This window comes from Bacillus sp. YC2 (genome assembly GCF_019891195.1).
Classification (GTDB): Bacteria; Bacillota; Bacilli; order Bacillales; family Bacillaceae; genus Bacillus.
The window spans coordinates 164,769-182,382 of the sequence record NZ_JAHXDO010000004.1 but is presented as its reverse complement, the minus strand read 5'-3'; the positions used below and the strand labels follow the sequence as shown (position 1 = coordinate 182,382).

Annotated in this window: 17 protein-coding genes; 2 read left to right on the top strand and 15 right to left on the bottom strand. The window is 46.1% G+C overall.

Translation table 11 applies throughout. The annotated features are described in order from the left end of the window. Positions 1–5 precede the first annotated feature (5 nt). The 3 genes from KY305_RS09210 to rpsU all read right to left on the bottom strand — a co-directional run bounded on the left by KY305_RS09210 (position 6) and on the right by rpsU (position 2,079). The gene (locus tag KY305_RS09210) at positions 6–1,322 is read right to left on the bottom strand and encodes an NfeD family protein (protein WP_223062269.1); all 1,317 of its coding nucleotides are present in this window, start codon (positions 1,320–1,322) and stop codon (positions 6–8) included. A gap of 122 nt (positions 1,323–1,444) precedes the next feature. Further along, on the bottom strand, positions 1,445–1,891 hold the full coding sequence (locus KY305_RS09205; protein ID WP_007408278.1) for a GatB/YqeY domain-containing protein: 447 nt from the start codon (positions 1,889–1,891) through the stop codon (positions 1,445–1,447). Positions 1,892–1,905: 14 nt separating this feature from the next. Continuing rightward, positions 1,906–2,079: a 30S ribosomal protein S21 gene (gene rpsU / locus KY305_RS09200; protein ID WP_003152957.1), complete on the bottom strand. Its 174-nt coding sequence runs from the start codon at positions 2,077–2,079 to the stop codon at positions 1,906–1,908. Positions 2,080–2,250: 171 nt separating this feature from the next. Between rpsU and KY305_RS09195 the strand changes: the two genes are divergently transcribed. Continuing rightward, a complete protein-coding gene (locus KY305_RS09195; protein ID WP_223062268.1) occupies positions 2,251–3,177 on the top strand; it encodes a Na/Pi symporter in 927 nt (308 codons plus the stop codon). A 44-nt stretch (positions 3,178–3,221) separates the two neighbouring features. Here KY305_RS09195 and mtaB read toward each other — a convergent pair whose 3' ends face one another. The 12 genes from mtaB to gpr all read right to left on the bottom strand — a co-directional run bounded on the left by mtaB (position 3,222) and on the right by gpr (position 17,143). Beyond that, entirely contained in the window at positions 3,222–4,577 is a 1,356-nt protein-coding gene (gene mtaB, locus KY305_RS09190; protein ID WP_223062267.1) for a tRNA (N(6)-L-threonylcarbamoyladenosine(37)-C(2))-methylthiotransferase MtaB, read from the bottom strand. After that, complete coding sequence (locus tag KY305_RS09185; RefSeq protein WP_223062266.1) at positions 4,577–5,347, bottom strand: 16S rRNA (uracil(1498)-N(3))-methyltransferase; 771 nt, start codon at positions 5,345–5,347, stop codon at positions 4,577–4,579. The genes mtaB and KY305_RS09185 overlap by 1 nt, the downstream gene beginning before the upstream one ends. A gap of 22 nt (positions 5,348–5,369) precedes the next feature. After that, positions 5,370–6,305, bottom strand: a complete 936-nt coding sequence (gene prmA, locus KY305_RS09180; RefSeq protein WP_223062265.1) for a 50S ribosomal protein L11 methyltransferase — start codon at positions 6,303–6,305, stop codon at positions 5,370–5,372. Between the two features lie 23 nt (positions 6,306–6,328). Then, positions 6,329–7,456 carry a molecular chaperone DnaJ gene (gene dnaJ / locus KY305_RS09175; protein WP_061521897.1) on the bottom strand — a complete coding sequence of 376 codons (1,128 nt, stop codon included), beginning with the start codon at positions 7,454–7,456 and terminating at the stop codon, positions 6,329–6,331. Between the two features lie 193 nt (positions 7,457–7,649). Continuing rightward, positions 7,650–9,488: a molecular chaperone DnaK gene (gene dnaK / locus KY305_RS09170; RefSeq protein WP_223062264.1), complete on the bottom strand. Its 1,839-nt coding sequence runs from the start codon at positions 9,486–9,488 to the stop codon at positions 7,650–7,652. 24 nt (positions 9,489–9,512) lie between these two features. Then, positions 9,513–10,079 carry a nucleotide exchange factor GrpE gene (gene grpE / locus KY305_RS09165; RefSeq protein ID WP_223062263.1) on the bottom strand — a complete coding sequence of 189 codons (567 nt, stop codon included), beginning with the start codon at positions 10,077–10,079 and terminating at the stop codon, positions 9,513–9,515. A 59-nt stretch (positions 10,080–10,138) separates the two neighbouring features. Next, the gene (hrcA, locus tag KY305_RS09160) at positions 10,139–11,170 is read right to left on the bottom strand and encodes a heat-inducible transcriptional repressor HrcA (RefSeq protein WP_223062262.1); all 1,032 of its coding nucleotides are present in this window, start codon (positions 11,168–11,170) and stop codon (positions 10,139–10,141) included. Between the two features lie 80 nt (positions 11,171–11,250). After that, positions 11,251–12,390 carry a radical SAM family heme chaperone HemW gene (gene hemW / locus KY305_RS09155; protein ID WP_223062261.1) on the bottom strand — a complete coding sequence of 380 codons (1,140 nt, stop codon included), beginning with the start codon at positions 12,388–12,390 and terminating at the stop codon, positions 11,251–11,253. 58 nt (positions 12,391–12,448) lie between these two features. Continuing rightward, entirely contained in the window at positions 12,449–14,284 is a 1,836-nt protein-coding gene (lepA, locus tag KY305_RS09150; RefSeq protein WP_214798318.1) for a translation elongation factor 4, read from the bottom strand. A 133-nt stretch (positions 14,285–14,417) separates the two neighbouring features. Beyond that, positions 14,418–14,756 (bottom strand): YqxA family protein, encoded by a 339-nt coding sequence (locus KY305_RS09145; protein WP_214798316.1) that lies wholly within the window; start codon positions 14,754–14,756, stop codon positions 14,418–14,420. Between the two features lie 17 nt (positions 14,757–14,773). Next, on the bottom strand, positions 14,774–15,970 hold the full coding sequence (gene spoIIP / locus KY305_RS09140) for a stage II sporulation protein P (protein WP_223062260.1): 1,197 nt from the start codon (positions 15,968–15,970) through the stop codon (positions 14,774–14,776). Positions 15,971–16,036: 66 nt separating this feature from the next. Next, positions 16,037–17,143 carry a GPR endopeptidase gene (gpr, locus tag KY305_RS09135; protein WP_223062259.1) on the bottom strand — a complete coding sequence of 369 codons (1,107 nt, stop codon included), beginning with the start codon at positions 17,141–17,143 and terminating at the stop codon, positions 16,037–16,039. A 203-nt stretch (positions 17,144–17,346) separates the two neighbouring features. On the opposite strand from gpr, the gene rpsT reads away from it, so the two are divergent. Then, complete coding sequence (gene rpsT, locus KY305_RS09130) at positions 17,347–17,613, top strand: 30S ribosomal protein S20 (protein WP_003152876.1); 267 nt, start codon at positions 17,347–17,349, stop codon at positions 17,611–17,613. Position 17,614 lies beyond the last annotated feature (1 nt).

The following is a 17,614-nucleotide window of genomic DNA, read 5'->3' as shown; positions in this document are numbered from 1 at the left end:
TTTATCTATATTTCTCTCACGACGATGCGCGAGCCTTCCACTTTCACCACTTTTACTTGCTTGTCTTTTTCAGTGAACGAGCCTTCTGAAACGACATCAAGGCGTTCATCGTCAATAATGACGGTGCCTGACGGTCTGAGGGCGGTAGCGGTCACGCCGACCTTGCCCAATAGCTCTGTCCGGTTTTGATTTGAAACATAACCGCTCTCTGTGCTTGTAGAATCAGTCAATATAAATTTCTTAAAGAATTTCATCCGTTTTCCCAACACCCTTGTTAATATGATAAAGGCTGTAATGGAAACAGCCGCGGCGATCAAGAGAGAAACCGCCATTACTGTAAAGCTGCCTGCTGCGAGAAAAAGGCTTGTGATCACGCCTATGATTCCGAGGAGACCGATAATGCCTCCGGGCAGAAAGATTTCTAATAGGATAAAAACCAAACCTGCGACAAACAGGAATACGCTGTCATAGCCTGCAAAACCGGCGGCCAGATGTCCGAAGAAAAACAGCAGCAAAGCCGTAAATCCGACGGCACCCGGTATACCGACACCCGGAGAGAACAGTTCAATGGTCAAGCCTAGAAAAGCTAAGGTTAATAAGACAGGTACAACAAACGGGTTTGTCAGCCATCTGCCCATTTTGTCGACGAAGCCTTCTTGAGCGTGCAGAACATCGGCTTTTTCAAATCCGAGCTTTTTATACAATGCGTCAAGGTTTGGCACGGTGCCTTCCGAATAACCGACTTCCTCAGCTTTTTCAGCATTCAGCGTCAGCAGTTTCCCTTTTGGGGCTCCCGCTTCCTTCGCATCTATTGCAGGGTCTGCCATTGCCAGCGCATATTTCGGATTCCGGCTGTTCTTAACGGCTGCGTCTTCCATTTCCGCATGCCACAGTGATTGGGCTTTTTGATCAGCGGCGTTGCCTTTCCCGTCAATAATGGCAGCAGCCCCTATCTTTCCTCCCGGAGCCATATAAATATCGTCTGCTTGCAGCGCAATATACGCGCCTGCGGAAAGCGCCCGTTTATTTACGTAAGCGGTAACAGGCACATCCGCGCTATTTATAACATCTGCAATGTTTAAGGCAGATTGAACGGCGCCGCCCGGCGTATTAATATCAAGAATAATGTGTGACGCTCCGGCTTCTTTCGCCTCCTTGAAAGAACGCGATAAGAACGAAGCAAGCCCCTTTTCGACATTTTTCTCAACCGGGATGACATAAACCTCTGGATGATCAGCTTTTGCGTTCAACTGAACCCCTAATAAAGATAATACAAATAGGACCAATAGAGCAACAGCAATTCCGGTTTTTTTTCGGAACAAGGCCGATATACCCTCCTTCCCTTTTCGTTCTTCTTTATATACGTAACAAATGTACTTAAGTTTCATTTTTTTATGTATAAAAAAAGACATCTCTCTAGGAAAGATGTCTTTTTCTTTGCCAATTAAGACAATTGACTGCTGACAAGTCTGTTAATTACACTTCCGTCAGCTTTACCTTTTACTTTAGGCATAATAGCACTCATCACTTTGCCCATGTCCGCTTTAGAGCTCGCACCGACTTCAGCGATGGTTTCATTTACGATTGTCTGCAGCTCTTCTTCAGAAAGCTGCTTCGGTAAATAAACTTCTAAAATGTCCAGCTCTTTTTGAACTTTATCTACTAAATCTAAACGATTAGCGTTTGAAAATTCATGGAGGGAGTCTTTACGTTGCTTAAGTTCACGAGATAGGACAGTAAGTTCCTCATCCTCGGTCAAACTGTCTTTCTTAAGCTTAATTGCTTCGTTTTGAAGTGAAGCTTTCACCATTCGAACGACAGTCAGTTTGTCTTTCTCACGGCTTTTCATATACAGCTTCATATCCTGGTTAAGTCGCTCAAGAAGACTCATAAATCCACCCTCTTTTAGAATTTGCGTTTTCTAGCAGCTTCAGACTTTTTCTTGCGCTTTACGCTAGGTTTTTCATAAAATTCGCGCTTTCTTGCTTCTTGCAAAGTACCTGTCTTTGATACACTGCGTTTGAAGCGACGAAGAGCATCTTCAAGCGATTCGTTTTTTCTAACGACCGTTTTTGACATTCTCTTTCCCTCCCTCCGAATACACCAATCGACTACCTTTAAAAAGATACACATATAAACATGTACTTTGACATTATAATATAAGCCATCAGTCAGGTCAACTAAGTGAATTCACTTTTCCGTCATGAATGGCGCTGCTTGTCTATATAATGATGGAAAGGGGTGTTTCGTTTGCTGATACTGATCTGCTTTGCCGCACTTATCTTGGTTTTTTTAGCCGGAATGAGCCTGCTCAGGCAAGGGCTGATATCTTTAACGTATTCTAAAATTGAGAAGAGCCTGCTTCTGTTTACTGACCACCCTTTGAAAGCTTTTCTTATCAGCATCGTGTTTACCGGTCTGCTTCAGAGCAGCTCCGCCTTTATGGTCATTGTTATCGGATTTGTGAGCGCTGGCGCTTTGACTTTTAAGCGGACGATTCCGATGATTCTCGGAACGAATGTCGGCTCAACATTTACGACGCAGTTTTTGGCCATTAAGATGGATGTGCTCATCTGGGTGCTTTTCATCGGCGGCTTATTGTTTTTGCTCATTCGGAAATATCCGTTCAAACAGCTCGGAACAAGCTTTCTGGGCCTGAGTATTATCTTTTTTTGCATCACGTGCTTCAGCCGCCTTGCCGTTCCGCTGACAGAAATGAAAGCAGGCGCGGAGGTGTTGCGGCATGTAAATGATTCAAATTGGTCCGCTCTTTTTATCGGCATGATATTGACGGCAATCATTCATTCAAGCTCGGTATGCATCGGCATTTTAATGAGCTTTATGAACGAAGGGGTGATCGGTATTGAACAGGCGGTCAGCGTCGTTCTGGGATCTAATATCGGGACATGCATCACGGCCGTCATGGCTGCTGTTTCAGGCGGTTATGCCGCCAGACAGACTGCCGGCGCCCACGTTTTGTTTAATGTCCTCGGTGTGCTCCTCGTATTTCCTTTTCTGTCAGCGTCAGCAGGCATCGCGGAACGGCTGTCAAGCGAACCAGCTCAAATGATTGCCCATTTCAGCCTTTTATTCAATGTCGTCACCGCCCTGTTGTTTTTACCGTTCACTGATCTGTTTTACCGGTTTATTGACAGGCTTATTCCTTCTAAACAATAAAAAACCGATGCACAGGGAGCATCGGTTTTATTTTTTCAGAAATATTATGAAGACATGCGCATTTTCTGTGTCGGTTCTTCCTCAACAATCCGGACAAACTGCCCTGCATTGTACGGATAGCCCGCTTTTTGGATTTTAACTTTGACGAGTTTGCCGATCATGTCTTCCGTCCCTTTAAAGACGACTTTCATATAATTGTCCGTATAGCCGACAAACATGCCGTCTTCATCGGACTCTTTAAACACTTCTTCAGGAATGATCTCAAGAACCTCTCCTTCGTAATCAGAAGCGTATTCTTTGGCAAGCTGGTCAGAAAGCGCGATCAGCTTGTGAACCCGTTCATTTTTTACGGTTTCATCAACCTGGTCATCCATTCTGGCCGCAGGTGTTCCGGTGCGTTTGCTGTAAGGGAACACATGAAGCTCAGAAAACTTATGTTCTTTGATGAACTGATACGTTTCCATAAATTCTTCTTCCGTTTCACCCGGGAAGCCGACGATGACGTCAGATGTGACAGCAAGGCCCGGCAGTGCTTCTTTCAGCTTATTTAAGCGGTCCGCGAAAAATTCCATCGTATATTTGCGTCTCATCCGTTTCAGAACGGTGTTTGAGCCTGACTGGATCGGAATATGGAGATGGCGGACAATTTTATCAGAAGCATCCAGCACCTCAATCACTTCATCAGTGATTTGACTTGCTTCAATAGATGAAATTCTGATTCGTTTTAAGCCCTCTACTCGGGTATCCAATTCACGGAGAAGCTTTGCAAAATTGTAATCTTTCATATCCTCGCCGTAGCCGCCCGTATGAATTCCCGTCAGAACGATCTCTTTGTAACCGGCATCCACCAGCTGCTGTGCCTGTTTAATGACTTCTTCAGGATCGCGGGAACGAAGCAGGCCGCGCGCCCAAGGGATGATGCAGAACGTACAGAAGTTGTTACATCCCTCCTGGATTTTCAATGACGCTCTTGTCCGGTCTGTAAAAGCGGGAACGTCCAGCTCTTCAAACACGCGCGCTTTCATAATGTTGCCGACGCCGTTAATCGGCTGGCGCTCTTCTCTGTACTGCTCTATGTAGCCGAGCATTTTTTCACGGTCCTGTGTGCCGACGACGATGTCAACGCCCGGAATGGCCATAATTTCGGCCGGAGACGTTTGAGCGTAGCACCCCGTCACGCAGATCACGCCGTCAGGATTTTGCCGAATGGCCCGTCTGATGACTTGGCGGCTTTTTTTATCTCCTGTGTTTGTCACAGTACATGTATTAATGACATATACATCTGCTGTCTGTTCGAATTCTTTTCGTTCATAACCCGCTTCTTTAAACAGCTGCCATATTGCTTCTGTTTCATAATGGTTGACCTTGCAGCCAAGGGTATGAAAAGCAACAGTTGCCATTACTGATCACCTCTTAATAACTCTGTATGATAAGAAACTGCGCTTAACGCGTAAAGGGGCGCAGTTTCAGTCCGTAAAATTCTCGGTCCGAGTCCGCATAAGACGGCGCCTTTTTCTGAAAGCTGCTGTGCTTCAGATTCAGTTAAACCGCCTTCAGGGCCGAATACGATTAAAAGCGACGAACCATGCGGCAGGTTTTGCAGCACCGCAGCAAAAGCGCTCGATTCTCCTTGCTTTGATGACTCTTCGTATGCAACGACACATTTATCGACATTCTCTGCCATCTCAAGCAGCTGCCGGAACGTATGAACGGTTTTCACACCGGGAATTTCATTTCGGTACGACTGTTCGGCCGCTTCCTTCGCGATTTTCGTCCATCTCTCCCGCTTTTTCTTTGCTTTTTTGTCGTCCAGCTTAACGACGGATCGGGCGCCCTGAAAAGGAATAAACATGCTCGCGCCGAGCTCGGTCCCTTTTTGGATAATCCATTCAAGCTTATCACCTTTCGGAAGACCGCTGGCTATCAGAACCTTTACCGGCAGCTCACGATTTCCCCCCGTCCATTCAGACACAAGACATGATATGTGTTCTTTAGAAACAGCTTGGAGCTCACATAACGCTTCATGGCCGTCCTTTGAGCAGCAGATAATCCGGTCACCGGCATTCATCCTCATGACGTTGGCAATGTGATGAACATCTTCGCCTGTTATTCGGAATTCGGGAGCTTCGTTCATCTCCTGCTTCGTGAGCTCGATAAAATATCGTTGCATACGCTGTGACACCTACTAACTGTTATTTTTTCGCGATGATGCTGACCCAATCTTCCATTGACAGAATTTCCGTGATTGTAAAGCCGGCTTTTTCCAACGCATCTTTTACTTCCTGTTTTTTCTGACCGATAATGCCGGACGTAATGAAATGGCCGCCGTCTTTCAGCAGGCCGTACGCCTGGGACGTAAAGCGGAGAATCACTTCCGCTAAAATATTTGCGACAATGACATCATGCTCGCCTGTGATGCCGTCCAAAAGATTGTTCTGCTTCACTTCGGCCGTTTCGCTCACTTTGTTCAATTTCACATTCAGGCGCGCGCTTTCGACAGCAACCGGATCAAGATCATACGCATGAACCGATTCAGCCTCAAGCATAGCAGCGGCAATGCTTAAAATTCCAGAACCCGTGCCGACATCAATGACACGGTCGCCTTTTCGGACAATCCGTTCCAGCGCCTGTATGCAAAGTACGGTTGTCGGATGCGTCCCCGTGCCAAACGCCATTCCCGGGTCCATTTCAATAATCAGTTCATCCGTATTTACCGGTGTATATGTTTCCCATGTCGGAACGATCGTGAATTTTTCAGAAATTTTCACAGGGTGATAATACTTTTTCCACGCCGTCGCCCATTCCTCTTCGTTGACTTCAGAAATGGTGATTTTGTTTCTGCCTAGATCAATATCGTAAAGCAGCAGATTATTGATCGTTTCTTTAATGCCGTCGACCGTTTCGCCGAGAAAACTGTTAATCGGCAAATACGCTTTGACAATGACACCCTCATCGGGGTAATCATTGGGGTCGAGCTGGTAGATTTCCCCGTATACATTCTCACGTTCTTTTATTAAATCAAGCGGATCTTCGATGACAACCCCGCTCGCACCAGCTTCATGCAAAATATTTGAGATGGGTTCGACCGCTTCATGTGTTGTGTGAATGCTGATTTCGGACCATTTCAAAACTACCAACTCCTATCCAATCATTACTCGCCTTTAAATGCGCGTTTTACTTTGTCAAAGAAACTCATTTCCTGCTCATCCGGCAGGTTGCCGCTGACTTCAGCAAAATCGCGGATGATGTCTTTTTGTTTATCTGTCAGATTTGTCGGAGTGACTACCCGAACGACAATGTGCTGATCGCCTTGGCCGTAGCCCCGGACATTCTGCACGCCCTTGCCTCTTAATCTGAATTTTGTTCCCGTTTGTGTGCCGGCTGGAATTTTCAGTTTCACTTTACCGTGAAGCGTCGGCACTTCCACCTCATCGCCGAGGGCCGCTTGGGCAAACGTTAACGGCATTTCGCAGTAAATATCGTCTCCGTCCCGCTCGAAAAACTCATGTGCGCGCACATGGAATACGACAAACAGATCTCCCGCAGGCCCTCCGTTTACGCCGGGTTCGCCTTGGCCCGGAACGCGCAGCTGCTGTCCGTCGTCCACGCCGGCAGGAATCGTAACATTGATTTTTTTCCGTCTTTTCACTTTGCCCGTGCCGCCGCAGTCCGCACACTTGTTTTTAATGAATTTTCCGGTGCCTTCACAATGGTGGCAGACTCTTCTGTTGACAACTTTGCCAAACGGCGTGTTTTGTTCAACATTCAGCTGGCCGGAGCCTCCGCAATGCGAGCACGTTTCCGGTTTTGTCCCGGGCTTCGCGCCGGAGCCTTTACATGTTTCGCAATTCTCTTCTCGAGGGATTTCAATAATCGTCTCTTTCCCGAAAGCCGCATCTTCAAATGACAGGGTCATTGTATACTGCAGATCAGCTCCCTGCCGAGGCGCGTTCGGGTCCCGGCGTCTCGTGCCGCCGCCAAAGATGCTTGAGAAGATGTCATCAAAACCGAAGCCGCCGAAATCTCCTCCTCCGCCGAAACCGCCGCCGAAGCCCTGATTAGGGTCTGTATGGCCGAATTGGTCATATTGCGCGCGTTTTTGGTCGTCTGAGAGCGCTTCGTATGCTTCTTTTACCTCTTTGAATTTTTCATCTGCTCCGGATTCTTTATTGATATCAGGATGATATTTTTTTGAAAGCTTCCGATAGGCTTTTTTGATTTCATCCTTTGAAGCGCTCTTACTTACTCCAAGCACTTCATAGTAATCACGCTTACTCATCTCGCTTCACTCTCCCGAATTTCTCACATAAATTAGATTGTATCATTTTGAATTATGTTTTTTCAATTCCTTTTATCCCGGGCAAGAAAAAAAGTCAAAGCCAAGAGATGCCTGACTTTGACTTTCTGTCTGTTGAATCAGAATATGCTGTATGTTCTTTCTGCCGTCTGCCTGGGCAGAGATAGAAAGAAACTTATTTTTTATTTTCGTCGTCTTTTACTTCTTCGTATTCCGCATCGACAACGTTGTCGTCCGCTTTTTTGCCTTCAGCGTTTGCTGCGCCTTCAGCTTGCTGCGCTTTTGCCGCTTCTTCATAAAGCTTCATAGAAAGCTCTTGAACGATCGCCTGAAGCTCATCTTTTTTCGCTTTGATGTCTTCAAATTCGTTTTTCTCGATCGCAGCTTTTAACGCGTCTTTTGCGTCGTTTGCTTTTTTCACTTGCTCTTCGTCCACTTTGCCTTCCAGGTCTTTTAACGTTTTCTCTGTTTGGAAAACGAGCTGGTCAGCTTCGTTGCGGACTTCGATTTCTTCTTTTTTCTTCGCATCAGCGTCAGCGTTTTCTTCCGCTTCTTTTACCATGCGTTCGATCTCATCATCAGAAAGACCTGAAGAAGATTTGATTGTGATGTTTTGTTCTTTTCCTGTGCCTAAATCTTTCGCTCTTACGTTTACGATACCGTTTTTGTCAATATCGAAAGAAACTTCAATTTGCGGTACGCCGCGCGGTGCCGGCGGGATATCCGTAAGCTGGAAGCGGCCGAGTGTTTTGTTGTCGGCAGACATTTGGCGCTCCCCTTGAAGGACGTGAATGTCAACAGCCGTTTGATTGTCAGCAGCAGTTGAGAACACTTGAGATTTGCTTGTCGGAATTGTTGTGTTGCGGTCGATCAGCTTTGTGAACACGCCGCCCATTGTTTCAATACCGAGAGAAAGCGGTGTAACGTCAAGAAGAACAACATCTTTAACGTCACCTGTAATAACGCCGCCTTGGATCGCAGCGCCAAGCGCTACAACTTCATCAGGGTTTACGCCTTTATGTGCTTCTTTACCTGTTTCTTTTTTGATTGCTTCCTGTACGGCAGGGATACGTGTAGATCCGCCGACAAGGATGACTTTGTCGATTTCGCTTGCAGAAAGATCCGCATCTTGAAGCGCTTGACGGACCGGAGCCATTGTACGCTCTACAAGATGAGCGGAAAGCTCTTCGAATTTAGCGCGTGTCAGCGTCAGCTCAAGGTGAAGAGGGCCCGCGTCTCCCGCTGTGATAAACGGTAAAGAAATTTGCGTAGATGATACGCCGGAAAGATCTTTTTTCGCTTTTTCAGCCGCATCTTTTAAACGCTGAAGCGCCATTTTGTCTTTAGAAAGATCGATGCCGTTTTCTTTTTTGAATTCAGCTACGAGATGGTCGATGATGACTTGGTCAAAGTCGTCCCCGCCAAGACGGTTGTCGCCGGCAGTTGAACGGACTTCAAATACGCCGTCGCCAAGTTCCAGAACAGATACGTCGAACGTTCCGCCGCCAAGGTCGTATACAAGAATCGTTTGGTCTTCGTCTGTTTTATCAAGTCCGTATGCCAATGCTGCGGCAGTCGGCTCGTTGATAATACGTTCTACTTCAAGACCGGCGATTTTACCCGCGTCTTTTGTCGCTTGGCGTTCTGCATCGTTGAAGTATGCAGGAACTGTGATAACAGCTTTTGAAACCGTTTCGCCAAGATAGCTTTCCGCGTATGATTTAAGGTGCTGAAGGATGATGGCTGACACTTCTTGAGGCGTGTAGTCTTTTCCTTCGACCTCCACTTTGTAGTCAGTACCCATATGGCGTTTGACAGACATGATTGTGTTAGGGTTTGTGATCGATTGGCGTTTTGCCACTTCCCCTACTTGGCGTTCGCCGTTTTTAAACGCAACGACTGACGGAGTTGTGCGGTTTCCTTCAGCGTTTGCGATGACTGTAGGCTCGCCGCCTTCAAGCACTGCCACGCATGAGTTTGTCGTACCCAAGTCAATTCCGATTACTTTACTCACTTTGAATTACCTCCTGCTATGTAATTATTGATTCACTTTTACCATTGAAGGGCGGATAACGCGATCCTTCAGTTTGTAGCCTTTTTGCATTTCTTCAACAACAATATTGCTGCCGAAGTTTTCATCTTCCACCTGCATTACGGCTTGGTGAAGGTTCGGATCAAATTCCTGACCGACAGCTTCGATGGCTTCAACGCCTTCTTTCTTCAGCGCCTCCATCAGCTGGCGGCGGACCATTTCCATACCTTGCAGCAAACTTTTTGTCTGCTCGCTTTCGGCGTCTACCTGTAAAGCCCGCTCAAAATTGTCGAGGGCCGGAAGAATTTCCGTCACGATGTTTTGAGAACGGTATTTCTGTGCAGCCTCCATTTCAAGGCGGTTGCGTCGTTTATAATTTTCAAAGTCTGCTTGAACACGCAAAAGTTTATTTTCCTTTTCATCAAGCAAACCTTGCAATTCATCGATTTGTTGTTGAAGGACTTCGTCTTCAGCAGCCGTTTCATCATGCTGTTCTTCAGATGCGGCTTGTTCTGCCATTTCTTCTTGTTCTTCTGTTTCAACCTGTTCTGCGGTTTGTTTTTCTTCTGACATTGTGTTCACCTCCCTCAAAAGATGTAAAAGGATTCCTGAAAATCATTGCCAAAATTCCCTTATTCATCATACAAATTTGTCAATGCTTTTGACAAGTCCGAAGTCACGTGCTGAAGCAGGCTGACGACTCTGGAATAGTTCATGCGCGTCGGTCCGATAATGGCAATTGATCCGATTTGCTTCGTATCAACGGTATATGTGGCCGTAATTAAGCTGCAGTTCTCCATTTCCTGGTAGTCGTTTTCTTTCCCGATTTTAATCGAAATGCCCGCTTTTGACGATTGAAACAGCTTCAGAACATCCTGCTCTTTTTCAATTAAAGACAGAAGTGATCGGACTCTTTCAATATCGTGAAACTCCGGCTGATTCAGCATATTGATTTTTCCGCCGAAAAACAGTTTCTCGACATGGCCGGCTGGATGAAATGAGGAACGCAGCGCCTCGAGAATGCTGTCATAGTTGGCAATGTGCTGCCTTAAATACATGACAACCTCTTTAAAAATGCGTTCATTCAGCTCATCCATCGGAACGCCGGCTAATCGTTCATTCAATATATTGACCAGTTTTTCAATATCAGACAGATCCATTTTTGCCGGGAAACTGATGGTGCGGTTTTCGACATGCCCCGTATTCGTAACAAGGATGGCAACCGCTTTATCCGGCTGGATCGGAACGATTTGAATCTGTTTAAGATAATTTTCGCTCAGCGTGGGCCCGAGAACAATGGATGTATAGTTTGTCAGTTCGGACAGGATCTGCGCTGATTTTTGAACGGTTTTTTCCAGCTCGAAGATTTTTTCTTTAAATATCGAGTGGATTAAATCTAGGTCGGTTTTTGTCAGCTTGACGGGTGACAGCAGATGATCGACATAATATCTGTACCCTTTTTCTGACGGAACCCGTCCTGAAGAAGAGTGGGTTTTTTCAATAAAGCCCAATTCCTCCAAGTCAGCCATCTCGTTTCTAATCGTTGCAGAGCTGAATGTAATTTCGTCTTTTTTTGAAAGAGTTCTTGATCCTACAGGCTGTGCTGATTGTATAAAATCATTAATAATCACTTGCAGGATCAACAGCTGACGATTTGTTAACATCATCATCACCCCTGTTAGCACTCTAAGTCAGCGAGTGCTAATTCTATAACAAAAGTAACAAACCAAAAGAAAAATGTCAATTATAACTCACCCAAAAAAGCGCCAAAAACCTCATTTCCTAATAATTTGCCCTCATGCGTTAATGTGACAGACTCTTCCGTGTCCCGGATCAGCCCTTTTTCGGCAAGGTCTTTCAGGACATCAGGGAATAGTTCATCTACAGAGCGTCCGAATTTTTCCCGGAATGCTTTCTTCTTCACGCCTGACATTTTTCTGAGGCCGAGAAACATTTCCTCCTCGATTTGCTCTTCTTTCGTCACCTCATGTGTGTCCCGGTAAGGCAGTCCTTTTTCTTCGATCAGCTGCATGTAATGTTTCACAGGGCCGGCGTTGACGGTACGGATGCCGTTTATATATCCATGCGCCCCAGCGCCGAAGCCGAAATAATCTTCATTGCTCCAATACGTCAAATTATGCTGTGATTCGTATCCGGGCTTTGCAAAGTTGCTGATTTCATATTGGCGGATACCGGCTTCGTTCATCTGCCTTATCACCGTTTCATACATTTCGGCTTCCTGCTCTTGGGCCGGCAGATGCAGGCGGCCTTTTTGCATTAAATTATAAAACACCGTTTTCGGCTCTACTATGAGCGAATAAACAGAATAGTGCTCAGCGTCAAGCGACAATGCCGTTTTGATGGAATTGTCAAGGTCGGCCAATGTCTGGTTCGGCAGGCCGAACATTAAATCCAGGCTGATATTATCAAAACCGAGCGCCCTCGCCCTTTCAAAGGAAGCAAAAACATCCTTTTGTTTGTGCACCCTGCCGATCTTTTGTAAAAGCTCGTCTTCAAACGTTTGGACGCCGAAGCTCAGCCGATTGACACCCGCGCTTTTAAGAATCTTTAATTTTTCGGCGGAAAGGTCATCCGGGTTCGCTTCAGCCGCAAACTCGATAAGGCCTGACGAAGGACCGAGGACGCGATGAATGGACTCCATCAGTTTTTCCAGCTGGGCCGGAGACAGGGATGTCGGAGTGCCTCCGCCAATAAAAATGGTGCGTAAGTTCGGGCGTCCCGTCCGCTCTATTGTATTTATCATTTCCTTCTCGAGTGAGTTTAAGTACTCATCGACGGGCTGGCTTTGAATAAAATATTTATTAAAATCGCAGTAGTGGCAGATATGCTCACAAAACGGAATATGAATATAAGCTGATTTCACTCGGTACACCTTCTTCATTACAGAAAGAAACCGCAGTGCTGGACTGCGGCGGCTTTTGTTATTTTTTTGGGCTGTCATCCATTTTAAGGACAGCCATAAACGCTTCCTGCGGCACTTCAACTGAGCCGACCTGCTTCATCCGGCGTTTTCCTTCTTTTTGTTTTTCAAGAAGCTTCCGTTTCCGCGATATGTCTCCTCCGTAGCATTTAGCCAGTACGTTTTTTCGCATGGCTTTAATGGTTGAGCGCGCCACGATTTTCTGTCCGATCGCTGCCTGCACGGGAACTTCGAATTGCTGGCGCGGAATCAATTCCTTCAGCTTCTCAACGATGACTTTCCCGCGCTCGTACGCGTAATCACGATGCACGATAAATGACAGCGCATCAATTTTTTCCGTATTCAGCATAATGTCCATTTTGACAAGCTTCGAAGGCTTGTAGCCGATCAGTTCATAATCAAAAGAGGCATACCCTTTCGTGCTTGATTTCAGCTGATCGAAAAACTCATAAACGATTTCCGCTAAAGGCATATCGTATACAATGCTGACCCGGTTGGCGTCTAAGTACTGCATATCAATAAAGTTGCCGCGTTTCCCCTGGCAAAGCTCCATAACCGCGCCGACAAAATCATTCGGCACCATCATAGTCGCCTTGACATAAGGTTCTTCGACCCGTTCTATCTTTTGCGGGTCAGGCATATTTGACGGGTTATCCACCACGATTTTTTCGCCGTCTGTCATGTAGACGTCATAAATAACACTCGGTGCGGTTGTAATGAGATCAATTTTAAATTCACGTTCAATCCGCTCTTGAATGATTTCCATATGCAGCATTCCTAAAAAGCCGCAGCGGAAACCGAAACCGAGCGCTTGAGACGTCTCGGCCTCATATTGAAGTGATGAATCGTTCAGTTCAAGCTTTTCCAACGCCTCACGCAAATCATTATATTTTGCGGTGTCAATCGGATAAAGCCCGCAATACACCATCGGATTGAGTTTGCGATAGCCCGGCAGCGCTTCTGCCGCAGGTTTGACCGCACTTGTGATCGTATCACCGACACGGGTGTCGCCGACATTTTTTATCGCTGCTGTCAGGTAGCCTACGTCGCCGACAGTCAGTTCGTCAGCCGGCTGCGCTTTCGGTGTGAAAACGCCGACCTCGATCACTTCAAACTCTTTTCCGGTCGCCATCATTTTAATTTTCTGGCCCGGTTTTACCGTTCCTTCTACGACTCTGATATAAGCGACGACCCCGCGGTACGCATCGTAAAGCGAGTCAAAAATGAGCGCTTTAAGCGGTGCTTCAGGGTCGCCTGAAGGAGCTGGCACCTTTTCAACGATCTGCTCTAAAATATCCTCTATTCCAATGCCTGCTTTCGCTGAAGCGAGGACCGCATCTGAAGCGTCAAGGCCGATAACGTCCTCCACCTCTTGACGCACACGTTCAGGCTCTGCGCTCGGAAGATCGATTTTATTAATGACAGGAAGAATCTCAAGGTCATTATCAAGCGCCAGGTAGACGTTCGCCAATGTTTGCGCCTCAATCCCCTGTGCCGCATCTACAACGAGTATCGCACCTTCACAGGCGGCAAGGCTTCGCGATACTTCATAAGTAAAGTCGACGTGTCCGGGCGTGTCGATCAGATGGAATATATATTCTTCTCCGTCCTTTGCTTTGTATTTCAGCTGAACGGAATTTAATTTAATGGTAATTCCCCGTTCGCGTTCAAGGTCCATTGAATCAAGCAATTGTTCTTTCATTTCCCGCTGAGTGATCGCCGATGTTTTTTCTAAAATCCGATCCGCCAAGGTCGATTTGCCGTGGTCAATATGGGCGATGATGGAGAAATTCCGAATTCTTGACTGCCTCTCTAAACGCTTTTCTTTATCTGTCACAATCTATCACTCCTACTATTAAACGCAAAATACACTAGCTTAGATTATATCAATAGGATTGTAAACATTCAATTAAAACAAGAAAGAGAAAAGCTTCCTCATAAGGAGAAGTACGCTTTTCTCTTCGCTGGTGCTACCGGTTCAGCTTCAAAACCCAATCATACATGGCCTGCGCCGAGTCTGTCACGGTATTTGAAAGAGCTTCTCCGGCTTTTGAAAATAAGTTAAAGGTTTCAGCCTGTTCCAGCTGTTTTTGTTTTTCTTCCAAGTCCTTTGCCGTAACGGTTTGTCCGAGAATGGAAGCTTCTTTTTCCTGATGCTCTCCGTCAGTCAAAGTAAATGCCCCTTTTAAAGAAGGGTCCTTATAGCCCTTCATATCAAGCATTCCGTTGTTTGCCTGCTGCATACCAAACAAAACGCCTAAAAACATGACGGTGACAATCAGCAGGCATTTGCCGGTAAAGCGGATCATGTGAATCACCTGATTTCTTATTGTTTTTTCTTATCCCCTGATTGCGAGCTGACTTTTTCAGCATTCCAATACAATTCGCTGAATACATCCGCCATGGCATCCGCCGCGCGCCTCAGCTCATCAAGGTTGTTATCGACGCCACCGAACTCCAGAAGAAGCGACCTGTCGTTTAAATCCTGGTTGTACACTCCATTATCGCCGGGAGAACCTTTGGATAAAACACCGACGCTTAAACCCGGATATTTTTTCTCCATCAGCTTATGAAGCTCACTTGCGAGTTTATAGTTTTCTTCAAAATTAGCGCTTTTTTTGCCGACGACGATAGCGACTCTGGCATAGCTCTTTCCTTTAATTTCGGTTGTCGTATTTTTCTTCCGCCGGGAGTCTCTATGGATATCTATCGTATATTGCAGGTTTTTGTTTTTCGCGAGCGCGCTTTTCACGACGGGTCTTGATTCATCGTAGCTTCGCGCATAATTTAAACCATCTTTATTCAGCTGTGCCTGAATGTCGGTTTTATCTACGGTCGCTCCGACACCTTCTGCCTCAAGCGCCTTGCCGAACATACCTCCGACGAGTGTGACATTCGCTTTTGAATGGCGGGCATTATCCGGATTTGTTTCGCCTTTTAACAGCGGGAGATAGGATTCCGTGTTGTGGGTGTGATAAATAAAAACGACTTTTCGATTGCCTGTTGAATGTTTCGGCGGTTCTTTTTCCTCTTTTTGTGTTTTGTTTTCGATTTCTGCGAGATTTACTTCTTTTTCTTTTTCCATTACCTTTGACGGGGGCGGGGATTCAGCCGGCATGTTTGTATAATCTGTCCCCTGGCCCGCCAAAAGGATTTCCGTATCAAATTGGGCAAAGCCCGGCAGCTCCCGGCCCAAAAAGCTGCGCGGGTCTTCCAAATTAATGCTTGTCGCCAGCTTCAAGGAAAGCCGTGACAGGTGAAACGAGGTATCTTTTTCCGGAAGCTCTGACGCAAAATAATGATTTTCCATTCCGAGAAGGTGTGCAAACGCGTCACCCGGCAGTTCTCCGGCAATTCCGTGAAGAGAATCGGAAGAAAGCCTCAATTCGGGGCGCAGGGACGTCAGCACACCGGATAATACGAAAATGACGATGAGGCTTGCGATAAATAGAAACATACCTTTGAGCGCATTTCCACCGTTTACTGTAACGACAATTTGACGGTTTCTGCGTTTTTTTCTCATTGTTCGAATCCCTCCAGCGCTTGTCTAGTAATTACTCTATGAACAAGCTAGAGGAAGTAGAACCATTTAGTGATTGTAAGAGCCTTTGTTGTCTTGTGACACTTTTCCGTGAAGCGCCGTGTTTAACCCGTTGGCCAGCACGTTCGCCATATCATCAATAAAGGTGTCGATTTCCTTTGGCGTTACCATCAGATTGTGCCCGAGCGGAGAAAGCACCTCATGAATAAGCTGGCGCTTTTCGTTTTCTTCCAGCGTGCCGACGATGCCGAGGAAGGATTGGCGTTCTTTTTCATCCGGAAGATCTTCATCGGTGAGTACTTTCTTTTTGCCGAAGTTCATCCCGGCCGGCACAAGAGATCTTGACGGACTGTCGTCTTTCATTTCTCTGCCAAAGTGCTTTAATATATAATCCACTGTGTCGCTTGCGATCGTGACTGCATCAACGACAGTCGGGACACCGATTGCAATGACGGGAATACCGAGTGTTTCCTTGCTTAATTCTTTTCTCTTATTGCCTACGCCCGACCCCGGATGAATGCCGGTATCTGAAAATTGGATGGTGGTGTTCACCCTTTCAACAGCCCTCGCCGCCAAAGCGTCAACGGCAATGACAAAATCCGGTTTTGACTCTTTTATCACGCCTTGGATAATATCGCTCGTTTCGATGCCTGTTAAGCCCATCACACCCGGCGCAAGGGCGCTGACAGGCCTGTATCCCTCCTGCACATTCTCCGGCTGAAGCTTGAACAAATGCCTCGTCACCAGCAGGTTTTCCGTAACAAGAGGACCAAGCGCATCAGGCGTTACATTCCAGTTTCCGAGCCCGACGATCAGACAGCTCGCCTCCTTGGGAATTTTTAAGCTGTTCAGATAAGCGGAAAATTCCTCGGCAAACACCTCGGTTACTTTCTCCTGCATTTCTGAATCGTGCTCTCTTACGCCCTGCGCTTCAATCGTGACATAACGCCCTTGTTTTTTTCCCGATATTTCGGCGCCTTCTTTCGTAATATCAACTGTTCTGATTTTAATACCGCCGCTGTCGCGTTCTTTCTCAATAAAACCTTTTATTTCTTTCTGCTGGTCAGCTTGTCCGTCTTTAAGCGCCTGTTTTGTTTCTACCGCTAAATCCGTCCGTATAAGAAATTGATTGACATCCAGTTCACTGTTTTTCACGGGGAAGACCTCCTTCAATCATCGTGATACATAGTGTTGCCATTTGTAAAACGAATCATGCGAATTCAGCCCTTCAATGAAAAATACTTTACATTTATATTGCAATCTAAAGTTCTGTTTGATAGAATACAATTTGTTCTATTGTGAAGAAGATTTAACCTTAAGACACTGTGCTACAGGTTGTATCTTAGGAGGTGAAACACATGCCAAACATTAAATCAGCGATTAAACGTACAAAAACGAATAACGAACGCCGCGCTCATAACGCGACAATCAAATCTGCTATGCGTACTGCAATCAAACAAGTAGAAGCTTCTGTTGCTAACAACGAAGCGGATAAAGCGAAAACTGCTCTTTCTGAAGCAGCGAAACGTATTGATAAAGCAGTGAAAACAGGTCTTGTACACAAAAATGCCGCAGCTCGATACAAATCAAGACTTGCGAAACAAGTGAACGGACTTTCTGCATAAT

What these genes read in the sequence shown, in the direction of transcription:
- spoIIP (WP_223062260.1), bottom strand. Translation starts at nt 15,970, where the DNA reads ATGAGAAAAAAACGCAGAAACCGTCAAATTGTCGTTACAGTAAACGGT.
- dnaJ (WP_061521897.1), bottom strand. Translation starts at nt 7,456, where the DNA reads ATGAGTAAGCGTGATTACTATGAAGTGCTTGGAGTAAGTAAGAGCGCT.
- rpsU (WP_003152957.1), bottom strand. Translation starts at nt 2,079, where the DNA reads ATGTCAAAAACGGTCGTTAGAAAAAACGAATCGCTTGAAGATGCTCTT.
- rpsT (WP_003152876.1), top strand. Translation starts at nt 17,347, where the DNA reads ATGCCAAACATTAAATCAGCGATTAAACGTACAAAAACGAATAACGAA.
- KY305_RS09185 (WP_223062266.1), bottom strand. Translation starts at nt 5,347, where the DNA reads ATGCAACGATATTTTATCGAGCTCACGAAGCAGGAGATGAACGAAGCT.
- grpE (WP_223062263.1), bottom strand. Translation starts at nt 10,079, where the DNA reads ATGTCAGAAGAAAAACAAACCGCAGAACAGGTTGAAACAGAAGAACAA.
- hrcA (WP_223062262.1), bottom strand. Translation starts at nt 11,170, where the DNA reads ATGTTAACAAATCGTCAGCTGTTGATCCTGCAAGTGATTATTAATGAT.
- mtaB (WP_223062267.1), bottom strand. Translation starts at nt 4,577, where the DNA reads ATGGCAACTGTTGCTTTTCATACCCTTGGCTGCAAGGTCAACCATTAT.
- KY305_RS09205 (WP_007408278.1), bottom strand. Translation starts at nt 1,891, where the DNA reads ATGAGTCTTCTTGAGCGACTTAACCAGGATATGAAGCTGTATATGAAA.
- KY305_RS09145 (WP_214798316.1), bottom strand. Translation starts at nt 14,756, where the DNA reads ATGATCCGCTTTACCGGCAAATGCCTGCTGATTGTCACCGTCATGTTT.